Consider the following 19,835-nt stretch of genomic DNA (forward strand, 5'->3'; position numbering starts at 1 on the left):
TCCAAGCTCATGGATTTGCGGCGGATTCGCCAGCGTTGGGGCAAAGGGAAAGCCGGGTTGCTGGCGGCAGTGGTTGCCGCCGCGGTCAGCGCAACAGGCACCATTCTGGTGCAGGCGCGCGGGCCCGACCCATCGGCCCTTCCTGCCACCACGGCGGCCGTGTCGGTCACGGCCCTGCCTGTTCAGGGTCAGCAAGTCATGGGCCAGATCTCGGCAGGAGGCCCCTTCCGCTACGAAAAGGACGGCACCGTCTTTTTCAACCGCGAAGGCCTGCTGCCCCGTCAAAAGCGTGGCTACTACCGTGAATACACCGTGCCCACCCCAGGCCTAGGCCACCGGGGGGCCAGGCGGATCGTGTGCGGTGGTGAGCAACCCAGGGTGCCTGATGCCTGTTACTACACCGAGGACCACTACGCGAGCTTTCGCCGCATCGTGCAGTGAGCCTCACAAGAGCGTTCGGTTATTCAACTTTGACTGTGGAAAGAGACGCGGAGATGGACACGCCACTTCGTAATGTGCGACCCAACATCGTTCAGTCGATTCGCGCCTTCGGCGTGAAAGACCTGCAAGCGGCCGCGGAGCAACTGGGTCACCACTTCCTCTACGCCAACCTGGCCAAGGCCCAGAGCAAGCAGGACGTGCTCGAGCTGATCGCCGCCCAGTACACGTTGCCGCCGCACTTCGGCAAGAACTTCGACGCGCTCTACGACTGCATGACCGACATGGTCCACAAGTCGGGCCCGCAAACCGGCTTCATCGTCGTGCTCGAGCACATCCCGGCGCACAGCAAGTTCGACAAGGAAGCGCGCGAGCAACTGCTCGACATCTTCCGCGACACCGCCGAGTACTGGAGCGACCGCAAGGTGCCGTTCCGCTGCTTCTATTCGTTCTCGGTGGCCCGCACGCCCAAGGGCGAAGAGCCGATCGAGGTGCAGAGCGAAGAGCCCATGCCCACCGACAAGATCCTCGACGTGAGCCCGCAGGCGCTGCGCATGAGCAGCCCCTTCAACGCCGGCTACTGGCTCGCGGCAGCCTGAGCGGCCCCGCGCCCCGCCACCGGATGAGCCCCGACACCCGTCGGGGCTTTTTCATGCCTGCGTTCGCAGCGCCAGGCTGACGTACTCGCTCACAGCGACCTCTTCCGCACGGCGCTGCAGATCGAAGTCGCCCGAAGCATTGCGCGCCTCCAGCCACTGGCCCAGCGTGTGGCGCAGGATCTTGCGGCGCTGACTGAACGCGGTCTGCACCAGCGCGCTGAAGTGGGCCACGTCGATCCGCGGCGGATCGGCCAGCGGGGCCATACGCACCACCGCGCTGTCGACGCGGGGCGGCGGGTCGAAGGACCCGGGCGGCACGAACAGCACGTTCTCCATCGCGTAGCGCCACTGCAGCATCACCGACAGGCGCCCGTAGTCGGCCGTGGCGGGCGCGGCCACCATGCGGTCGATCACCTCTTTCTGCAGCATGAAGTGCTGGTCCTGCACCACGGCCACGTGGGCGAGCAGGTGAAAAAGAATGGGCGTGGAGATGTTGTAGGGCAGGTTGCCCACCACGCGCAGCGCGCCCGGCGCCGCGCCCGGCAGGGCCGAGAAATCCACCGTGAGCACGTCGGCCTCGGTGACGTCGAGCTGGCCGTGGCCGCGCAGGCGCGCGGCCAGGTCGCGGTCGAGTTCGATCACGCGCAGGCGGCCCAAGCGCTCCACCAGCGGCTGCGTGAGCGCGGCCAGGCCCGGGCCGATTTCGACCATGACCTGGCCGGGCCGCGGATCGATGGCGCGCACGATGGCGTCGATGACGCCGGTGTCGGTCAGGAAGTGCTGTCCGAAGCGCTTGCGCGCGATGTGCTTCACAGCTGCGGTTCTTCGCGGATCTCGACGTAGGCGCGCGCGCGCACGTCGCGGGCCCACAGGGCCAGGGCTTCTTCGAGCTTTTGCTCGCGCACCACGCCACGCACCCGCTCGCGACGCTCGCGCTCGTCGAGCGGCACGGTGCGGCGCTCGTCCACGCGGATCAGGTGCACGCCGAAGCGCGACACCACCGGCTCAGACACCTGGCCCGGCTGCAGGCCGTTCATGGCCTGCTCGAATTCGGGCACGAACATGCCCGGGGAGGCCCAGCCGAGCGCGCCACCGCCCGCGGCCGAGCCGTCCTGGCTGTTCTCGCGCGCCAACGCCTCGAAGCTGGCCTGCCCCGACGCGATGCGCTGGCGGAATTCGTTCAGGCGCGCCTGGGCGGCCTGCTGCGTGAGCTGCGGCCCGGGCCGCAGCAGGATGTGGCTCACGCGGGTCTGTGTGACCGTCATGTCGGGCAGGCCGCCGCCGCGTTTGTCGTTGAGCTTGAGCACGTGAAAGCCCGCGAGGCTGCGCACCGGCCCGGCGATCGCGCCGGGCGCGAGCGCGCGCGTGGAATTCACGAACAGATCGGGCAAGCGCGTGGCCTGGCGCCAGCCGAACTGGCCGCCGTTGACGCGCTCCGGCGCGTCGGAGAACTCGCGCGCCAGGGTGGCGAAGTCCTCGCCCGCGCGCGCGCGGTCGGCCACGCGCTGGGCCCGTGCCTGGCGCTCGGCCACCTGGGCTTCGCTGGCGTTCTCGGGCACGCTCACGAGCACATGGCTGAGGTTGAGCTCGAGGCTGGTGATGTCGTTGCCGTTCTGCTGCTCGCGGAGGTAGTCGTCGACGTCGGCGTCGCTCACGCGCAGCCGCGAATCGACCTCGCGCTCGCGCACGCGTTGCAGCAGCATCTGCTGGCGCAGCTCGGCGCGGAAGCGGTTGAGCTCGATGCCTTCGCTGGCCAGGCGGCGGCGGAACTCTTCGCGGCCGAGCTGGTTTTGCGCCGCGATGTTCTGCTCGGTCTGGTCGATGTCGCTCTCGCTCACGCGCACGCCGGATTCGGTGGCGAACTGGATCTGCGCGCGTTCGTTGATGAGCTGCTCGAGCACTTGCCGCGCGAGCTCGGCGCGCGGCGGCGCGTTGGCGATGTTGCGCTGCGCGATGTTCTGCTCGACCTGGCGCAGGCGCTGGCGCACGTCGTGGTTGGTGATCGGTTCGGAATTGACCAGCGCAACGATGAAGTCGGCCGTGCGGTTGCTGCTGGCGCTGCCCGTGCCCGCGGGCAGGCTCAGGCTGGGCGTTCGCGGCGTGGGGAAGGCGGTTTGCGCCGAGGCGGGCAGGGCCGACAGCGCGACCGCCAGGGCCAGGGAGGAGAGCAGGAAGCGGTCAGTCATGGCGTTCGAAGCGGCTCGGCGGGGTGATTTCTTCGCGCAGGTACTGGTAGCGCGGCACGTTGTCCCTGAGGGTCTGCAACGGGTTGGAGCCGATGCGCGAGAAGCCCGTGAATTCGAGCTGGAACAGGATGCGCTGGTTCGCGGAAGCCGCGCTGCGCTGCAGCCGCTCGAGCACGATGCGCCCGATCCAGCAGCCGGCATCGTACTCAAAGCCGGCGACCAGATCGACGATCTTGCGGTCGGGCACGCTGTAGTTGATGCGGCCCACGCTGTACCACTGGCCTTCGCCCAGCGCACGGCCGGGCACGGCAGCGGGCGCGGCGCCGAACAGGCCGCTGAGCGGCCATTGCCAGCCGAGGTCGAGCTGCTCGGAGTTGCCACGCTGGAAACGCCACGCAGCGCTCAGCGTGCGGAAGGGGCCGGGCATGTAGCGCGCGCTCAGCGTGGTGCGCACCGACTCCTGGCTCGTGGGGTTGTACTGGAAGTTCGTGTCGAACAGCCAGCGCGGGCTCCACTGCACGCGCGCGCCGATCAGCACGTCGCTGAACCGCTCGGTGACCGGGTCGCCGCCGGGCAGGCCGGCTGCGTTGGGCAGGGTCACGTCCTGGTCGCGCAGCAGGTAGCGCTGTGCGATGCCCAGGCGCACGATCTCGGCGCCGGTGCGCGGGTCGAGCAGGCGCGAACTCACGCCCAGCGTGAGCGCACGCGTGTCGGAGATGCGGTCGTTGCCCGTGAAGACGTTGTCCGAGTAGATGGTCGCGAAGTTGAAGTCGGTCGCGGCCGAGTCGTAGTTGGGCAGCAGGCTCTGGTCGCGGTAGGGCGTCCAGGTGAAGTAGGCACGCGGCTCCAGCGTCTGCGTGAAGGCGCGGCCGAAGTAGCTCGCGTCGCGCTCGAACACCAGGCCGCTGTCCAGGCTCAGGGTCGGCAGGGCACGAGACGCGCTGGTCTGGCCATTGGCCAGTGCGCTGTCGTAGCGGTACTGCGTGGCGTGCAGGCGCGCACGCGGCTCCACGAACCAGCCCGGCGCCTGCCAGCGGTGGCTGAACTGGGCGATGGCAAGCGCGCGTTCGCCATTGGGCTGGCCCGTGAGCAAGGGGTTCGACTCGAAGCGCGTGTAGCCGCCCGACAGCAGCAGCTGCGTGTCGCCCGGAATGCCCCAGCCCAGGTCGCCCCGCTGGTAGGACAGCGACAGCGCGGGCACGCGGTCGTAGGGCGGGATGATGGGCGCGTCGATGTCCTGCAGGGTCTGCCAGGTGTAGGCCCCGGCGACCAGCGACCAGGGCCCCTGCGTCCAGCTCACCTGCGCGTCGGCGGGCAGCAGGCGCTGCGTGAGCGTGGCGCCCGAGCGCGGGAAGTCGCGCCAGTAGTTGTCGTCGCTGACGCGGTTGATGTTGAGGTTGAGCGCCGTGCTGCCGCCGCCGCCGAGGCGGTTGATCGCGTCGGTGAGGGTCTGGTTGTGCTGGAAGGTGTAGCCCCAGCGGTCGTCGTTGCGCAGCCGGTCCGAGGGCATGAAGGAGCCGCGCAGCCGGCCGCTGTAGTCGGGCCGCAGGTAGCGGAACTCGCCCCCGAGGTCGATGCCGCGCTTGGTCATCACCGTGGGGTACAGGGTGAGGTCGTAGTTCGGCGCGAGGTTGAGGTAGTAGGGCTGCGTGTACTCGAAGCCGCTCAGGCTGTCGAGGTTGATGGATGGCGGCAGCAGGCCCGACTTGCGTTCGTCCGTGAGCGGAAAGGTGAAGTAGGGCGCGCCCAGGATGGGCACGCCCTTGAACTCGAGCACGCCGTTGGTGGCGGCGCCGGTCTGCTCCACGTTGTCGAAGTCGATGCGTTTGGCGCGCACCAGCCAGTCGGGCATCCAGTCGGCGCCGGGCACGCGCGGGCAGGTGCTGTAACGGGCCTGGTGGGCGCTGGCCTTGTCTTCGCCCAGGAAGTCCAGCCGCGCCGCGTCGCCGCGGCCGCCCGAGCGCAGGATCTCGAACTGGGGCTGCTCGAAGCTGCCGATGAAGGTGTCGGCGTTGAGCCGCAGCGAGGGGCCGCTGTAGCGGTCGCCGTTGCGGTTGATGAGCACGTTGCCCTGGGCCGTGGCCTCGCCCGTGTTCTCGTCGTAGGTCAGGCGATCGGCACGGATCACCATGTCGTGGCGGCGCACCTCGGCCTCGCCTTCGATGGTGGTGACGCCGCCGGTCTTGCCCTCGATGCGCTGGCCCGACACGAAGGCCGATGCGCCCTTCTGTGCCTCGGCGGGCAGGTTCTCCTGCAGCCGCAGGCTGGGCCGCAGTGCCAGGCCTTCGGACTGGGCCTGCGCCGCCAGTGCCGTGAGGCCGCCCACCACGGCCGCGGCCAGGGGGGCGAGCGCAAGGCGGGGCGCGGGGCGGGAAGGGGTCGGTCGGCGTTTCAAGGTCGGGCCCGGCGGCGGGCGGGCCGCGCACTGCGTCGAAGGGGCGTTTGTAGAATGCGCCGGATTATTCCATGGCCCCCCTGCGCCAAGGCCCCGGCGGCCCGCACGCGCACCCCCAGCCCACCCCCACCATGACCCCGTCACCGACGACCGTCGCGTGGGCCGACCCGCAGCGCGAGGCGGCTTTCCACGCCTGGCTGGCTCCGCTGGCCACGCAGCACCGCCTGCGCCCCGACAGCCTGCGCCCGGCCTCGGCCGATGCGAGCTTTCGCCGCTACCTGCGCCTGGACACGCACGACGGCGGCAGCGCGATCGTGATGGACGCGCCGCCCGACAAGGAAAACAGCGAGCCCTTCGTGCGCATCGCCGGCCTCATGCGCGACGCCGGCCTGCGCGTGCCGCAGGTGCTGGCCTGGGACGCGCCGCTGGGCTTCATGCTGCTCGACGACCTCGGCACGCAGACCCTGCTCGACGTGATCGACCCCGAGCGCCCGCAGGCCAACGCCGACCTGTACCGCGACGCGCTCGCCGCGCTGCTGCCCTGGCAGCAGGCCAGCCGCCCGGGCGTGCTGCCGCCCTACGACGAGGCGGTGCTGCGCCGCGAGCTGCAGCTCTTTCCCGACTGGTACCTCACGCAGCACAAGGGCCTGGCGCTGAGCAACAGCCAGCAACAGACCTTGCAGAAAACCTTCGACCTGATCGTGCAGCGCGTGCTCGCCATGCCCACGGTCTACGTGCACCGCGACTTCATGCCGCGCAACCTCATGGTGCTGCGCGAGCGCGGCGATACGCCAGCCACCCAGGTCGGCGTGCTCGACTTCCAGGACGCGCTCATGGGCCCGGTCACCTACGACATCGCCAGCCTCATGCGCGACGCCTTCCTGAGCTGGGAGGAAGACTTCGTGATCGACGTGACGGTGCGCTACTGGGAGCAGGCGCGCAAGCTCGGCCTGATGGACTTCGAAGACTGGCACGCCGACTTCGGCGCCTTCTACCGCGCGGTCGAGTGGATGGGCCTGCAGCGCCACCTCAAGGTCGCGGGCATCTTCGCCCGGCTCACGCTGCGCGACGGCAAGCCCAAATACCTGGCCGACGCGCCGCGCTTCATCGCCTACATCCGCGCCACCGCGCACCGATACCGCGAGCTCGCGCCGCTGCTGCGCCTGGTCGACGAGGTCGAGGGCCTGCAGGCGGCCAGCGGCTGGTCCTTCGGACGCGCCTGATGCCGCGCTTCTTCTGCGACGCCGCCCTCGGCCCCGGGGCCGAGCTCGCGCTGCCGCCCGGCGCGGCGCGCCACGTGCAGGTGCTGCGCGCGCAGCCGGGCGACACCATCACGCTGTTCAACGGCCGGGGCGGCCAGTGGCAGGCCACGGTGCGGCGCATGGGCCGCAGCGAGGTGGTGGTGCAGGTGCAGTCGCACGAGGCCGTCGAGCGCGAGGCCGCGCGCGCGGTCACGCTGGCCATCGGCATGCCGGCCAACGAGCGCATGGACTGGCTGGTGGAGAAGGCCACCGAGCTCGGCGTGGCCCGCCTGGTGCCGCTGCACACCCAGCACGGCGTGCTGCGCCTGAGCGGCGAGCGCGCCCAGAAGAAGCAGGCGCACTGGCAGGCCATTGCCCAGGCCGCGTGCGAGCAGTGCGGCCGCAACCGCGTGCCGGTGGTGGACGCGGTGCGCGACCTGGGCACGTTCCTGCGCGAGGCCACGGGCCGGCGCACCGTGCTCTCGCTGGCCGAGGGCGCCGTCCCCGCGCGCGAGGCCCTGGCCGGCGACGAGGCCCTGACGGTGCTGATCGGCCCCGAAGGCGGGCTGTCGGCGGCCGAAGACGCGCAGGCGCGCGCGGCGGGTTTCGCGCCCGTGGCCCTGGGCGCGCGCGTGCTGCGCGCCGAGACCGCGGCGATCGCGGCCCTCACGCTCGCGCTGGGCTGAGCGGGCCCGCTCAGGCGGGCTGCGCTGCGAGCTGGAACACCGCCACGGTCTCGCGCAGCCGGCCCGCCTGGTCCTTGAGGCTTTGCGCGGCGGCCGCGCTCTCTTCCACCAGCGCCGCGTTCTGCTGCGTCATCTGGTCGAGCTGGCTCACCGCCACGTTGACCTGGCCGATGCCGTCGCTCTGCTCGCCGGCCGCGGCCGTGATCTCGCCGATGATGTCCGTCACCCGCTGCACCGAGGCCACGATCTCGCCCATGGTCTGGCCCGCGTCGGCCACCAGCTGGCTGCCGGTCTCCACCTTCTCCACGCTCGCCCCGATCAGGCCCTTGATCTCCTTGGCCGCCTCGGCGCTGCGCTGCGCGAGGTTGCGCACCTCGCCGGCCACCACCGCGAAGCCACGGCCCTGTTCACCGGCACGCGCCGCTTCCACCGCCGCGTTGAGCGCGAGGATGTTGGTCTGGAACGCGATGCCATCGATCACGCCGATGATGTCGTTGATCTTCTTGGACGCGCTGTTGATCTCGTCCATGGTCGTGACCACCTGCGAGACCACCGAGCCGCCGCGCTGGGCGATCTCCGCGGCCGAGGCCGCCAGCTGGTTCGCCTGGCGCGCCGCGTCGGCGCTGTTGCGCACCGTGCTCGTGAGCTGCTCCATGCTGGCCGCCGTCTCCTGCAGGTTCGACGCCGTCTGCTCGGTGCGCGCGCTCAGGTCCTGGTTGCCGCTGGCGATCTCGCTGCTCGCGGTGCCGATGCTGTCCACCCCGAGGCGGATGTCGCCCACGATGCGCGCCAGGCCGTCCTGCATGCGCTGGATGCCCGCGAGCACACGCGCGGTCTCGTCGCGCCCCACGCTGTGCACGCGCGCGCTCAGGTCGCCCGAGGCCACGCGCTCGATCGCCCGTGCGGCCTCGTCCAGCGGCCGCGTGATGCGCCCGCTCACCACCACGCCCAGGCCCAGGGCCAGCACCAGCACGGCCAGCGCGGCCACGCCCGTGACCCACATGGCGCGGCGCTGCAGCGCCCCGAGCCCGTCCACCATGGCGTCCACGCGCGCGCCCACGGCGTCGCTGATCTCGTTGAAGGCCGCGTCGGCGGCGCGCACGTCCGCCTTGGCCGGCTCCATGGCCTGGTTGGCGCGCCAGGGGTCGTTGATCTCGCCGCGGCCAATCGCCTGGTGGATGGCGTTGACCGCGTCGCGGTACTTCGCGAGCCCGGCGGCCATGCGGTCGAGCGCGGCCTGCTCCGGCGCCTGCAGGGCGGGGCGCAGGGCCTGCAGGCGCTCGAGGCCCGTGGCCACCTGTTTCGACCAGGTGCCGTGGTAGCGCTGCAGGTCGTCTTCGTTGGCCATGTTGAGGAAGAGGTCCTTCTCGAAGCGGCGCATGTTGCCGACGTCGGCGCGCACCTCGCCGAGCGCGCGCAGGGCGGCCACCTCGACCCGTACCAGCCGCTGGCTCGCGTCCACGGCGCGGTCCAGGCTGATCTGGGCCGACACGGCCACGGTGACGATACCCAGCGCGCACAGCGCCAGCAGCAGCGCGAGCTTGGCGCGCACGGAAATGCGGGAAAGCCAGTTCATCGAATCTCCAGAGCGGTGGGCAGCGGCGTGCTGCGATGCGTCAATTTCGGATGATCCCCGGCCGTCTTGAGGGCGGACTTGTTCTGTATAAACGCCCACTTATGAATAAAAACCTCTGGCTGCTTGCCGCCGCGCAAGGCCTGTTCCTGACCAACAACGTGGTCTTCATCACCATCAACGGCCTGGTCGGGCTGTCGCTGGCGCCGCTGGGCTGGATGGCCACGCTGCCGGTGATGGGCTACGTGGTGGGCGGGGCGCTGAGCACGCCGCTGGTGGCGCGTGCGCAGCAGCGGCTGGGGCGCCAGGGCTCGTTCCAGCTCGGCCTGCTGGTGGCCCTGCTGTCCTCGCTGGTCTGCGCCGCAGCGGTGTTCGTCGGCAGCTTCTGGCTGCTGGTGGCGGGCACGCTGGTGGCGGGCTTCTACAGCGCCAACGGCCAGCTCTACCGCTTCGCGGCGGCCGAGCTCGCCGCGCCGCCCGACCGCGAAAAGGCGGTGTCGCTGGTGCTCGCGGGGGGCCTGGTCGGCGCGGTGCTGGGGCCCAACCTCGCGGTGCACACGCGCGCGCTCACCGCGGCGCCGTTCGCGGGCGCCTACCTCGCGCTCGCGGTGCTGGCCGTGCTGTCCATGGGCGTGATGGCCTTGCTGCGCTTTCCACCGCCGCCGCCGCGCGGCAGCGCCGGCGACAGCGGCCGGCCCCTGTCGGTGATCGCGCGGCAGCCGGTGTTCATCGTGGCCGCGCTGGGTGCCGCGCTGGGCTACGGCGTGATGAACCTGCTCATGGCCGCCACGCCGCTGGCCATGCAGGTCTGCGGCCTGCCCTTCGAAGACGTGGCCCTGGTGCTCGAATGGCACGTGATCGGCATGTTCGCGCCGGGCTTCTTCACCGGCCACCTGATCCGCCGCTTCGGCGCGCTCCCGGTGATGGGCGTGGGCGTGGCGCTCAACCTGGCCTGCGTGGGCATCGCGCTTTCGGGCGTGAACCTGCACCAGTTCCTGGCGGCGCTGTTCCTGCTCGGCGTGGGCTGGAATTTCCTGTTCACCGGCAGCACCACGCTGGCGCTGAAGGCCTGGCGGCCCGAGGAGAAAGACCGCGCGCAGGCGGCGATCAACTTCGGCGTGTTCGCAACCATGGCCTTCACGTCCTTCGCCTCGGGGGCGCTCGTGACCACCCGGGGCTGGACCTGGCTCAACCTGGGGTCGCTGCTGCCCCTGGCGCTGCTGGGCGCGGCGCTGTGGTGGCTGGCGCGTGCACCTGAAGCCAGGCGCGCAGGGTAGACAGCACCGGGGCCTTGCCCACCTCGTTGAAGATCTCGTGGTACAGGCCGTCGAAGCGGCGCGCGTGCACCACCTGGGCGGGGGCGGCCGCCGCGAAGGCCTCGCTGCCCGCGGGGCTCACCAGGCGGTCGTCGCCCGCGTACATGAGCAGCGTGGGCACGGTCCAGCGCGGTGCGGCGCGCACCACGAGCGGCCCGTTCTCGTCGATGAAGCGCGCCAGCCGCGCGCTGATGCGGTCGTGCACGCGGCGGTCGCGGCGGTAGGCCTCGACCACCTTGGGGTCGTGCGAGATCTTGTCCGGGTCCAGGCCATTGCCCAGCGGCTTGTCGGGCGCGATGCGCATCATCAGCCCGATCAGGCCGCGCTTGAGGCCCGAGAGCCCGGTGTCGAGCGCGGGTGAGGACAGCACCAGCAGGTCGACCGGGGCCAGGGCGCGCTGCACGAAGGCCGAGGCCACCAGCCCGCCCATGCTGTGGCCGAGCAGGATCAGCGGGCAGTTCCAGCGCTCGGCCAGGCGCCGCCGCGTGTCGTCCACCACCTCGAACAGGTCGTCGAGCAGCGTGTCGTCCTCGGGCAGCACGCCAGGCTCGCCGCCCGAGTCGCCGTGGCCGCGCTGGTCGTAGGCGCGCACGAAGAAGCCCCAGTCGTTGAGCTGCTGCGCGAGCTCGTTGTAGCGCCAGGCGTGTTCACCCAGGCCGTGCACGATCAGCACCACGCCGCGCGGCTGCGCGCGCGAAGACAGGGGCCAGTCGTAGAGCGCGAGGTTGTAGCCGTCGCGCGCGGTGAAGGGGGCCTGGGTGGTGTCGGTCATGGAGGCCCGGGTTCAGGGCATGCGCGCGATCACCTGCGCCACGCTCGCGGTGAGGCGGCGCGCGTAGTCGAGGTGCAGGAACTCGTTGGGGCCGTGCGCGTTGCTCTTGGGGCCGAGCACGCCGCAGACCATCATCTGCGCGCTCGGGAAGCCCTGGCTCAGCATGTTCATGAGCGGAATGGTGCCGCCCTGGCCGATGGTGCCGCAGGCCGCGCCGAAGTGCGCCTGCGAGGCGTCCTGCAGCGCCTGCTCGAACCAGGGCGTTGTGGGGGGCGCGTTCCAGCCGCTGGCCGCGCCTTCGCCCGCGAACGTGACCTTGGCCTGGTAGGGCGCGTTGTCTTCGAGCAGGGCCTTGAGCTGCTGCACAGCGGCCGCCGCATCCACCAGCGGCGGCAGCCGCAGGCTGAGCTTGAAGGCGGTGTAGGGGCGCAGCACGTTGCCCGCGTCCTTGAGCGCCGGAAAGCCCTCGGCGCCGGTCACGCTCAGCGTGGGGCGCCAGGTGCGGTTGAGCAGGGCCTCGACCGGGTCGGTGGTGGTGGGCAGCGCGAACAGCGTGCTGCCGCCGCAATCGTGATGGGCCCAGGGGAAGCGCTTGTAGATCTCTTCACCCAGGATGGCCGCCGTGGCGCGCGCCTGCTCGATGCGCTCGGCCGGCACCTCGCAGTGGAAGCTCGCGGGCAGCAGGCGGCCGGTGGCGCTGTCTTCGAGCCGGTCGAGCACCTGGCGCATGATGCGAAAGCTCGAGGGCACCAGGCCCGAGGCGTCGCCCGAGTGGATGCCCTCGGTGAGGATCTCGACCTTGAGCACGCCACTGGCCATGCCGCGCAGGCTGGTGGTGAGCCAGAGCTGGTCGTAGTTGCCGGCGCCGCTGTCGAGGCAGATCACCAGGCCCACGTCGCCCAGCCGCGGGCGCAGCGCGTCCACGTAAGGCAGCAGATCGCCCGAGCCGCTTTCTTCGCAGGTCTCGATCAGGCCCACGATGCGCGGGTGCGCCACGCCCTGGGCCTGCAGCGCCTGGATGGCCGCGATGCTCGCGTACACCGCGTAGCCGTCGTCGGCGCCGCCGCGGCCGTAGAGCTTGCCGTCGTCGATCTTGGGCGTCCAGGGACCCAGGTCGCTGCGCCAGCCGGTGAACTCCGGTTGTTTGTCGAGGTGGCCGTACATCAGCACGGTCTGGCCCGAGGCCGGGGCCGGCGTGCCGTCACGGCCGGCGCTGGCGGGCAACTCGAAGAACAGCACCGGCGTGCGCGGCCTGCCCCGCGCGTCGTTCAGGCGGATCACCTCGAGCGACAGGCCCGGCACCTTCTGCGCCGCCACCCAGTCGGCGGCCGATTGCAGCACGCGCTCGAGCAGGCCATGGGCGGCCCAGTCGGCATCGAACGCGGGGGATTTGGCCGGCACGGCGATGTAGTCGACCAGGGCCGGCACGATGCGCTCGCGCCAGGCGGTGTCCACGTGCGCCTGCAGCGCGCCGGGCTCGAGGGGAAGGGGCTGGGGGAGGCGAGCGTTCATGGCGATCTCCTGAGCGGGAGGCCGGCAAGCGCTGGTTGCACTCCCCCGGGTACCCGACCGGGGAAGTATAGGCAGACCGTGACAGGGCCGTGATGGCCGCGCCGTGGCGGCGCAGGGTGGCGCGCCCTCAGGCCACGCGGAACACCCGCACCACCTCGGCCAGCCGGTCCGCCTGCTCGCGCAGGCTCTCGGCCGCGGCCGCGCTCTGCTCCACCAGCGCCGCGTTCTGCTGCGTCATCTGGTCGAGCTGGCCCACGGCCGCGTTCACCTGCCCGATGCCCTGCGACTGTTCCTGGGCCGCGGTGGTGATGTCGGCGATGAAGCTCGAGATCTTCTGGGCGTTGTCCACGATCTCGGTGATGGTGCTGCCGGCCTGCGCCACGAGCTCCGTGCCCGCGTGCACCTTCTCCACGCTCGCGCCGATCAGGCCCTTGATCTCCTTGGCCGCCTCGGCGCTGCGCTGCGCGAGGCTGCGCACCTCGCCGGCCACCACCGCGAAGCCGCGGCCCTGCTCGCCGGCGCGCGCCGCTTCCACCGCCGCGTTGAGCGCGAGGATGTTGGTCTGGAACGCGATGCCATCGATCACGCCGATGATGTCGCCGATCTTCTGGCTGCTGTGCTGGATGTCCTGCATGGTCTGCACCACCTGGCCCACCACCTGGCCGCCGCGCGTGGCCACGTCGGCGTTGGCCGCGGCCATCTGGCTCGCCTGGCGCGCCGAGTCGGCGCTGTGGCGCACGGTGCTGCTGAGCTGGTCCATGCTGGCCGCCGTCTGCTGCAGGCTGCTCGCGGCCTGCTCGGTGCGGCCCGAGAGGTCCTGGTTGCCGCTGGCGATCTCGCTGCTCGCGGTGCCGATGCTGTCGGTGCTGCTGCGCACCTCGTGCACGATGCGGCTCAGCGAACCCTGCATGGCGCCGAGCGCGCGCATGAGCTGCGCCACCTCGTCGCGGCCCTGGTCGTCCACGCGCTGCGTGAGGTCGCTTGCGGCAATGGCGTCGGCCAGGCGGCGCGCGCGGTCGAGCGGGCCGCAGATGCTGCTCATGTTGGCCAGCGTGGTGGGCACCACGATCACCATGGCCAGCACCAGCGCCACGCCGAACACCCAGGCGGTCATGCGGTTGGCCGACGCGCTTTCGTCTTCGAGCGCCTTCACCTCTTCGGCGAGCGCGCTCTCGAGGCGTTCGAGCGTGAGCAGCGCGGTGTTGTAGCGCTCGTGCGCGCGGCCGAGCATGCGGTTGGCGATGGTGGCGGTTTCGTAGCCGCCGTCGGCAAGCTGGCGCGACACCGGCTCCACCGCGGCCATGTAGGCCTCGAGTTCCTTCTGCAGTTCGCGCACCAGCGGGTTGTCGGCGTCTTCTTCGCCCGCAAGCATGCCCTGGGCCTGCACCACGGCGTCGTCGTAGGCGGCCTGCCACTTGGCCTTGGCCGCGGCCACCTGCTCGGGCTTTTCATAGGCGATGACCATGTCCTTCTCGTGCCGGACGATCTCGCCCATGGCGGCCTTGAGGTGCGACAGCGTGGTGGTCTCGCGGAAGGCGTGTTGCGAGAACTCGTCGGCCACGGCCGACAGGCGCGACATGCCCCACAGGCCCGCGCCGCCCACCGAGGCGAGCAGGGCCAGCACCACGGCGATGGCGCCGATCATGCGAAAGCGGATGGTGAACTGGCGCATGAAGTTCTGCATGCGAATCTCCCCTGATCGTTGTGTAGGACGCGCGCGCGGTCAGAAGCTTTCCCATTCGCCGTCATCGGCGGCGCGGGCGGGGCTGCTGACGGGCTCGGCGCGGGGGGCCGAGGCAAGGGCGGGTTTGCGCAGCGGTGCCGCTGCCGGCGCCGCCGCAGCCACCGGCTTGGCCGCCGGCGCCTTGGCCGGGCCTGCGGGCGCCTTCTTCGGCGCGCTCGCCACGGGTGCCGCACGCACCACCGGAGCCGGGCTCGCGGCCGACGCGAAGGCATGGCCATCGAGCTTGAAGACCTGCACCACCTGGGCCAGGCGGTTCGCCTGTTCCTTGAGGCTCTGCGCGGCGGCCGCGCTCTCTTCCACCAGCGCCGCGTTCTGCTGCGTCATCTGGTCGAGCTGGCTCACCGCCACGTTGACCTGGCCGATGCCGTCGCTCTGTTCGCCGGCCGCGGCCGTGATCTCGCCGATGATGTCCGTCACCCGCTGCACCGAGGCCACGATCTCGCCCATGGTCTGGCCCGCGTCGGCCACCAGCTGGCTGCCGGTCTCCACCTTCTCCACGCTCGCCCCGATCAGGCCCTTGATCTCCTTGGCCGCCTCGGCGCTGCGCTGCGCGAGGTTGCGCACCTCGCCGGCCACCACCGCGAAGCCACGGCCCTGTTCACCGGCACGCGCCGCTTCCACCGCCGCGTTGAGCGCGAGGATGTTGGTCTGGAACGCGATGCCATCGATCACGCCGATGATGTCGTTGATCTTCTTGGACGCGCTGTTGATCTCGTCCATGGTCGTGACCACCTGCGAGACCACCGAGCCGCCGCGCTGGGCGATCTCCGCGGCCGAGGCCGCCAGCTGGTTCGCCTGGCGCGCCGCGTCGGCGCTGTTGCGCACCGTGCTCGTGAGCTGCTCCATGCTGGCCGCCGTCTCCTGCAGGTTCGACGCCGTCTGCTCGGTGCGCGCGCTCAGGTCCTGGTTGCCGCTGGCGATCTCGCCGCTGGCGGTGTTGATGCCGTCGGTGGCCTGGCGCACCTGGCCCACGGTGTTCACCAGCGAGCCCTTCATCTCGGCGAGCGCGCGCAGCAGGTCGCCCAGCTCGTCGCTGCGCTGCACGCGCACCTCGCGCGTCAGGTCGCCTTGCGCCACGTCGCGCGCCACGGAAACGGCTTCGGTCAGCGGTGCCGTGACCGAGCGCGTGATGCGCCAGGCCAGCAGCACGGCGCCCGCGATCGCGAGGGCGGCCATGCCCAGCAGCAGGCCGATCTGGCGGTTCACGGTCGATTCGGAGGCGGCCACGGCCTCGCCCACCAGCTGGAGCTGGAAATCGAGCAGCTCGCGCTGCTTGCCGCCATAGGCCTTGGCCGCGGGCAGCAGCGCGGTTTCCAGAATGCGGTCGGCGCTCGCCGTGTCGCCGGCCTTGAGCGCGTCGAAATAGCCCTTGCGCACGTCGATGTACTTGGCGCGCAGCTGCGTGATCTCGGCCAGGTAGGCCTTGCCGCGCTCGCTGCTCACCTCGGCTTCGAGCATCTTCTGCACCGCGTTGATGCGCTCGGTGGTCTCGGCCATCAGCGGCTTGAAGTAGGCGTCGACCGCCGGGTCGTTGCGCGACTTGGCCACCGCGAGCACGCGGTTGATGTTGAGCTCGGTGTTCGCCATCCACTCCTGCGTGTGGGCGGCGCGCTTTTCCATTTCAGCGATGCGCTCGGTGCCGGCCTGGGAAACCTTCAGGCCGTACCACGCCAGGGCCGTGATGCCGACCAGCAGCACCAGCACAGCCACGAAGCCGGCGTACAAGCGCTGGCCGATCTTGAGGCTTTGAAACACGTTCATCGATCTCTCCGGGAGAAGACCGCCACGGGGGCGGTCGGAATCAGCTCGTCAGAAGCTCTCCCACTCGCCGTCGGCCACGGAGGCCGCCGCGGGGGCAGGTTTGGGTTGGGGGGTGGCGGCCTGGGACGGCTGGCGCGCCGGGGCCACGGCCTTCACGGGGGCAGCGGCTTTCGCCGGGGCCGCGGGCTTGGGCGTGGCCACCGGGGCGGCCGCCACCGGCGCGCGGACCGGGGTCGCGGCGGGCGTGTGAATGGCCGAGGGCGTGTGGTCGTCGTGGCCGATGCGGAACTGCTGCACCACCTCGGTGAGCCGGCCCGCCTGGTCCTTGAGGCTCTGCGCGGCGGCCGCGCTCTCTTCCACCAGCGCCGCGTTCTGCTGCGTCATCTGGTCGAGCTGGCTCACCGCCACGTTGACCTGGCCGATGCCGTCGCTCTGTTCGCCGGCCGCGGCCGTGATCTCGCCGATGATGTCCGTCACCCGCTGCACCGAGGCCACGATCTCGCCCATGGTCTGGCCCGCGTCGGCCACCAGCTGGCTGCCGGTCTCCACCTTCTCCACGCTCGCCCCGATCAGGCCCTTGATCTCCTTGGCCGCCTCGGCGCTGCGCTGCGCGAGGTTGCGCACCTCGCCGGCCACCACCGCGAAGCCACGGCCCTGTTCACCGGCGCGCGCCGCTTCCACCGCCGCGTTGAGCGCGAGGATGTTGGTCTGGAACGCGATGCCATCGATCACGCCGATGATGTCGTTGATCTTCTTGGACGCGCTGTTGATCTCGTCCATGGTCGTGACCACCTGCGAGACCACCGAGCCGCCGCGCTGGGCGATCTCCGCGGCCGAGGCCGCCAGCTGGTTCGCCTGGCGCGCCGCGTCGGCGCTGTTGCGCACCGTGCTCGTGAGCTGCTCCATGCTGGCCGCCGTCTCCTGCAGGTTCGATGCCGTCTGCTCGGTGCGCGCGCTCAGGTCCTGGTTGCCGCTGGCGATCTCGCTGCTCGCGGTGCCGATGCTGTCGGCGGCGCTGCGCAGGTTGCGCATCATGTCGAGGAAGCGCTGGCGCATGGCCTCGACCTCGCGCACCAGGGTGCCCACCTCGTCGCGGCGATCGCTGTGGAAGGCGCGCGTGAGGTCGCCCTGCGACACGCTGGTGACCGCGCTGGTGAGCTCGCGCAGCGGCAGGCTCACGTTGCGGCGGATCAGCACGAACAGACCCAGGCCCAGCAGGCCCGCGGCCGCGGCCAGCAAGCCCCAGAACACGTACATGGTGCGCCAGTGGCGGGCCATGGCCTCGCCCTCGGACACCTCGGCCAGCACCCACCAGCCGCCCGCGCGGGTGGTGCGCTTGACGTGCCAGGGGTCGCTCATGCCGTCGTTGAACAGGGGCACGGCGTCGTGCACGGACATGCTGTCGTCGCCGCGCAGCGCGTCCAGCGTGGGGCCGGCCTGCGGGTAGACCTCGAGCACCTTCTTGCCCGCGGCGCGCGGGTGCGAAATGAACACGGCCTCGTCGTTGGACTTGCGCGGGTCGATGATGACCGTGCCGCCGCTCTCGAAGTAGGTCGACTCGGCCACCAGCTTGTCGAGCGAGGCCTGGAAGTCGGTGATGTCGAAACCGATGAAGAGGATGCCGACCACCTTGCCGGCGGCGTCTTTCACCGGCTCGTAGTGCGTCATGTAGGCCTTGCCGAACAGCACGGCACGGCCGGTGTACGACTCGCCTTTGACCATCAGCGGGTAGGCCGGGCTGGTGCGCGCGAGCAGGGTGCCCACGGCGCGCGAGCCGTCTTCCTTCTTGAGCGAGGTGGCGATGCGCTCGAAGTCGTCGCCCTTGCGCATGAAGATGGTGGCCACGCCGCCATTGCTCTTGTTGAAGCTGTCGACCTCGCTGTGGTCGCCGTTGAGCAGCATGCCCCAGTGCTTGAGCATGTTGTTGGCCGAGTCGAGTTCGAAGACGTCGGCGAACTTCTGGCGGAACGGGCGGTAGGCACGCTCGGCCATCAGGCGCGCGGTGGCGTCGAAGGCGTCGACCGAATTGGCCACGGCCGCAGCCTTGTCGCCGGCGGCCTGCATCGCGGCCTCGCGCGAGCGGCCTTCGGCCACCAGCGCCATGCCGACGCTGATCACGCCCAGCGTGACGGCCAGCAGGGCCACGGCCTGAAGGGACAGTCGCCGTGCGATCGACACGGTGTTCTTGGCAAGGGTCATGGGGAAAGCCTCCTCCGCAGGGCCGCCGGGAATGGGTTTATTGCAGGACCTGGGCGCTGTCCATCAGGCCCATGTCGGCGCTGGACATCAGCGCTTCGATGTCCATGAGGATCAGCATGCGTTCACCCACGCTGCCGATGCCGGTGATGAAGCTGGTGTCGACCGAAGTGTTCATCTCGGGCGCGGGCTTGATGTGTTCGCCCGACAGCTCGAGCACGTCGGACACCGAGTCGACCACGGCGCCGACCACGCGGCCGCGCACGTTGAGCACGATCACGACCGTGAAGCCGTTGTATTCCACCTTCTCGCAGCCCAGCTTGACGCGCAGGTCCACGACCGGAACGATGACGCCGCGCAGGTTGACCACGCCTTTGATGAAGCTCGGCGCATTGGCGATGCGGGTGGGCTCTTCGTACGAACGGATTTCCTGCACCCGCAGGATGTCGATGCCGTACTCCTCGGCGCCCAGGCGGAAGGTCAGGAATTCGGCACTGCCCTGTTGGGCGCTGGCGGCGCGGGCGCCGTCCTGGCGGGCGATGTGGGTGGCTTCGTTGCGCATGTCCATGGTCGGTCCTCGAAATGGGGGTGGTCTCAGCACTATCGGCGCGCAGCGCCTGGCCTGAAGTCCGGAAAAGGCCGGCATTTCGACCGTTGACGCGGTCCGAACACTGTTCAAGCGGCCCTTCGCGGGCGGCTGGAATACCAAAGCATGCACAGCGCGGGGCAGCGGCTCTGCTACCGTGCGCCCATGACCGAGCACCTGAACCCCACCCCGGCGATCGACAGCGACCACCCCGCGGTGCGCGATTTCGCGCGTGCCCACGATCCGGGCGGCAGCGTGCGCGAGCGCGCCGTGGCCCTGAACCTGGCCGTGCGCGACCGGATCCGCTACGACCCCTACCGCATCGACCTCTCACCCCAGGGCATGCGCGCGAGCACCGCCCTGCTGCAGGGCCACGGCTGGTGCGTGCCCAAGGCGGTGCTGCTGGCCGCGGTGGCACGCGCCGCGGGCATTCCCGCACGGCTGGGCTTCGCCGACGTGAAGAACCACATGTCCACCGAAAAGCTGCGCCAGGCCATGGGCGGCAGCGACCTGTTCGTCTGGCACGGCTACACCGAGCTCTGGATCGACGGCGCCTGGCGCAAGGCGACGCCGGCCTTCAACCTTTCGCTGTGCGAGAAGTTCGGCCTGCTGCCGCTGGACTTCGACGGCGTGCACGATTCGCTCTACCACCCCTACGACCGCGCGGGGCAGCGCCACATGGAGTACGTGAACCAGCGCGGCAGCTTCGACGACCTGCCGCTGGAAGCGATCGTTCGCAGCTTCGCCGAGGTGTACAGCGACTTCGGCCGCCACACGCCCGACGGCGATTTCGCGGCCGACGCGGCGCGCGAGAACACCGCGGGCTGAGG

The 19,835-nt window shown here is 70.7% G+C and carries 15 protein-coding genes and 1 pseudogene; 6 read left to right on the forward strand and 10 right to left on the reverse strand.

Features of this window, described 5'->3' with window-relative positions; genetic code table 11:
• Window positions 1-9: 9 nt before the first annotated feature.
• Window positions 10-441, forward strand: coding sequence for a guanyl-specific ribonuclease (locus G9Q37_RS16995; protein WP_166229026.1), 432 nt, complete (start codon window positions 10-12; stop codon window positions 439-441).
• 53 nt (window positions 442-494) lie between these two features.
• Window positions 495-890, forward strand: a pseudogene (locus G9Q37_RS17000) (barstar family protein); the annotation flags it as partial.
• A 198-nt stretch (window positions 891-1,088) separates the two neighbouring features.
• Here G9Q37_RS17000 and rsmA read toward each other — a convergent pair.
• The 3 genes from rsmA to G9Q37_RS17015 are packed head-to-tail and all read right to left on the reverse strand — an operon-like array spanning window position 1,089 to window position 5,618.
• The gene (gene rsmA, locus G9Q37_RS17005) at window positions 1,089-1,850 is read right to left on the reverse strand and encodes a 16S rRNA (adenine(1518)-N(6)/adenine(1519)-N(6))-dimethyltransferase RsmA (RefSeq protein ID WP_166229030.1); all 762 of its coding nucleotides are present in this window, start codon (window positions 1,848-1,850) and stop codon (window positions 1,089-1,091) included.
• Window positions 1,847-3,223, reverse strand: a complete 1,377-nt coding sequence (locus G9Q37_RS17010; protein ID WP_166229032.1) for a peptidylprolyl isomerase — start codon at window positions 3,221-3,223, stop codon at window positions 1,847-1,849. Before G9Q37_RS17010 ends, rsmA begins: the two co-directional genes overlap by 4 nt.
• Window positions 3,216-5,618, reverse strand: coding sequence for an LPS-assembly protein LptD (locus G9Q37_RS17015; RefSeq protein ID WP_166229034.1), 2,403 nt, complete (start codon window positions 5,616-5,618; stop codon window positions 3,216-3,218). Before G9Q37_RS17015 ends, G9Q37_RS17010 begins: the two co-directional genes overlap by 8 nt.
• 131 nt (window positions 5,619-5,749) lie before the next feature.
• Here G9Q37_RS17015 and G9Q37_RS17020 point away from each other — a divergent pair, with 131 nt between their 5' ends.
• A complete protein-coding gene (locus G9Q37_RS17020; protein WP_166231429.1) occupies window positions 5,750-6,841 on the forward strand; it encodes an aminoglycoside phosphotransferase family protein in 1,092 nt (363 codons plus the stop codon).
• Entirely contained in the window at window positions 6,841-7,545 is a 705-nt protein-coding gene (locus G9Q37_RS17025; RefSeq protein ID WP_166229036.1) for a 16S rRNA (uracil(1498)-N(3))-methyltransferase, read from the forward strand. The genes G9Q37_RS17020 and G9Q37_RS17025 overlap by 1 nt, the downstream gene beginning before the upstream one ends.
• Window positions 7,546-7,555: 10 nt before the next feature.
• Here the strand turns inward: G9Q37_RS17025 and G9Q37_RS21955 are convergent, their stop codons facing one another.
• The gene (locus G9Q37_RS21955; protein WP_166229038.1) at window positions 7,556-9,121 is read right to left on the reverse strand and encodes a methyl-accepting chemotaxis protein; all 1,566 of its coding nucleotides are present in this window, start codon (window positions 9,119-9,121) and stop codon (window positions 7,556-7,558) included.
• A 101-nt stretch (window positions 9,122-9,222) separates the two neighbouring features.
• On the opposite strand from G9Q37_RS21955, the gene G9Q37_RS17035 reads away from it, so the two are divergent.
• On the forward strand, window positions 9,223-10,395 hold the full coding sequence (locus G9Q37_RS17035; RefSeq protein WP_166229040.1) for an MFS transporter: 1,173 nt from the start codon (window positions 9,223-9,225) through the stop codon (window positions 10,393-10,395).
• On the opposite strand, the gene G9Q37_RS17040 is transcribed toward G9Q37_RS17035, so the two are convergent.
• The 6 genes from G9Q37_RS17040 to G9Q37_RS17065 all read right to left on the reverse strand — a co-directional run bounded on the left by G9Q37_RS17040 (window position 10,307) and on the right by G9Q37_RS17065 (window position 18,987).
• Window positions 10,307-11,206 carry an alpha/beta hydrolase gene (locus G9Q37_RS17040; RefSeq protein ID WP_166229042.1) on the reverse strand — a complete coding sequence of 300 codons (900 nt, stop codon included), beginning with the start codon at window positions 11,204-11,206 and terminating at the stop codon, window positions 10,307-10,309. The genes G9Q37_RS17035 and G9Q37_RS17040 overlap by 89 nt on opposite strands.
• A gap of 12 nt (window positions 11,207-11,218) precedes the next feature.
• Window positions 11,219-12,718 (reverse strand): M20 family metallopeptidase, encoded by a 1,500-nt coding sequence (locus tag G9Q37_RS17045; protein ID WP_166229044.1) that lies wholly within the window; start codon window positions 12,716-12,718, stop codon window positions 11,219-11,221.
• 127 nt (window positions 12,719-12,845) lie between these two features.
• A complete protein-coding gene (locus G9Q37_RS17050; protein WP_166229046.1) occupies window positions 12,846-14,402 on the reverse strand; it encodes a methyl-accepting chemotaxis protein in 1,557 nt (518 codons plus the stop codon).
• A gap of 39 nt (window positions 14,403-14,441) precedes the next feature.
• Window positions 14,442-16,223 (reverse strand): methyl-accepting chemotaxis protein, encoded by a 1,782-nt coding sequence (locus tag G9Q37_RS17055; protein WP_166229048.1) that lies wholly within the window; start codon window positions 16,221-16,223, stop codon window positions 14,442-14,444.
• 48 nt (window positions 16,224-16,271) lie between these two features.
• Complete coding sequence (locus G9Q37_RS17060; protein ID WP_166229049.1) at window positions 16,272-18,422, reverse strand: methyl-accepting chemotaxis protein; 2,151 nt, start codon at window positions 18,420-18,422, stop codon at window positions 16,272-16,274.
• Window positions 18,423-18,459: 37 nt separating this feature from the next.
• Window positions 18,460-18,987 (reverse strand): chemotaxis protein CheW, encoded by a 528-nt coding sequence (locus G9Q37_RS17065; RefSeq protein ID WP_166229050.1) that lies wholly within the window; start codon window positions 18,985-18,987, stop codon window positions 18,460-18,462.
• Window positions 18,988-19,170: 183 nt separating this feature from the next.
• Here G9Q37_RS17065 and G9Q37_RS17070 point away from each other — a divergent pair, with 183 nt between their 5' ends.
• Entirely contained in the window at window positions 19,171-19,833 is a 663-nt protein-coding gene (locus G9Q37_RS17070) for a transglutaminase domain-containing protein (protein WP_166229052.1), read from the forward strand.
• Window positions 19,834-19,835: the final 2 nt, after the last annotated feature.

This window comes from Hydrogenophaga crocea (assembly GCF_011388215.1).
In the GTDB taxonomy this organism is placed as follows: domain Bacteria; phylum Pseudomonadota; class Gammaproteobacteria; order Burkholderiales; family Burkholderiaceae_C; genus Hydrogenophaga; species Hydrogenophaga crocea.

Bases quoted from the DNA above. Each gene is read 5' to 3' on its own strand.
- G9Q37_RS16995 (WP_166229026.1), top strand. From the start codon at position 10: ATGGATTTGCGGCGGATTCGCCAGCGTTGGGGCAAAGGGAAAGCCGGG.
- G9Q37_RS17010 (WP_166229032.1), bottom strand. From the start codon at position 3,223: ATGACTGACCGCTTCCTGCTCTCCTCCCTGGCCCTGGCGGTCGCGCTG.
- G9Q37_RS17020 (WP_166231429.1), top strand. From the start codon at position 5,750: ATGACCCCGTCACCGACGACCGTCGCGTGGGCCGACCCGCAGCGCGAG.
- G9Q37_RS17025 (WP_166229036.1), top strand. From the start codon at position 6,841: ATGCCGCGCTTCTTCTGCGACGCCGCCCTCGGCCCCGGGGCCGAGCTC.
- G9Q37_RS21955 (WP_166229038.1), bottom strand. From the start codon at position 9,121: ATGAACTGGCTTTCCCGCATTTCCGTGCGCGCCAAGCTCGCGCTGCTG.
- G9Q37_RS17035 (WP_166229040.1), top strand. From the start codon at position 9,223: ATGAATAAAAACCTCTGGCTGCTTGCCGCCGCGCAAGGCCTGTTCCTG.
- G9Q37_RS17040 (WP_166229042.1), bottom strand. From the start codon at position 11,206: ATGACCGACACCACCCAGGCCCCCTTCACCGCGCGCGACGGCTACAAC.
- G9Q37_RS17045 (WP_166229044.1), bottom strand. From the start codon at position 12,718: ATGAACGCTCGCCTCCCCCAGCCCCTTCCCCTCGAGCCCGGCGCGCTG.
- G9Q37_RS17050 (WP_166229046.1), bottom strand. From the start codon at position 14,402: ATGCAGAACTTCATGCGCCAGTTCACCATCCGCTTTCGCATGATCGGC.
- G9Q37_RS17055 (WP_166229048.1), bottom strand. From the start codon at position 16,223: ATGAACGTGTTTCAAAGCCTCAAGATCGGCCAGCGCTTGTACGCCGGC.
- G9Q37_RS17060 (WP_166229049.1), bottom strand. From the start codon at position 18,422: ATGACCCTTGCCAAGAACACCGTGTCGATCGCACGGCGACTGTCCCTT.
- G9Q37_RS17065 (WP_166229050.1), bottom strand. From the start codon at position 18,987: ATGGACATGCGCAACGAAGCCACCCACATCGCCCGCCAGGACGGCGCC.
- G9Q37_RS17070 (WP_166229052.1), top strand. From the start codon at position 19,171: ATGACCGAGCACCTGAACCCCACCCCGGCGATCGACAGCGACCACCCC.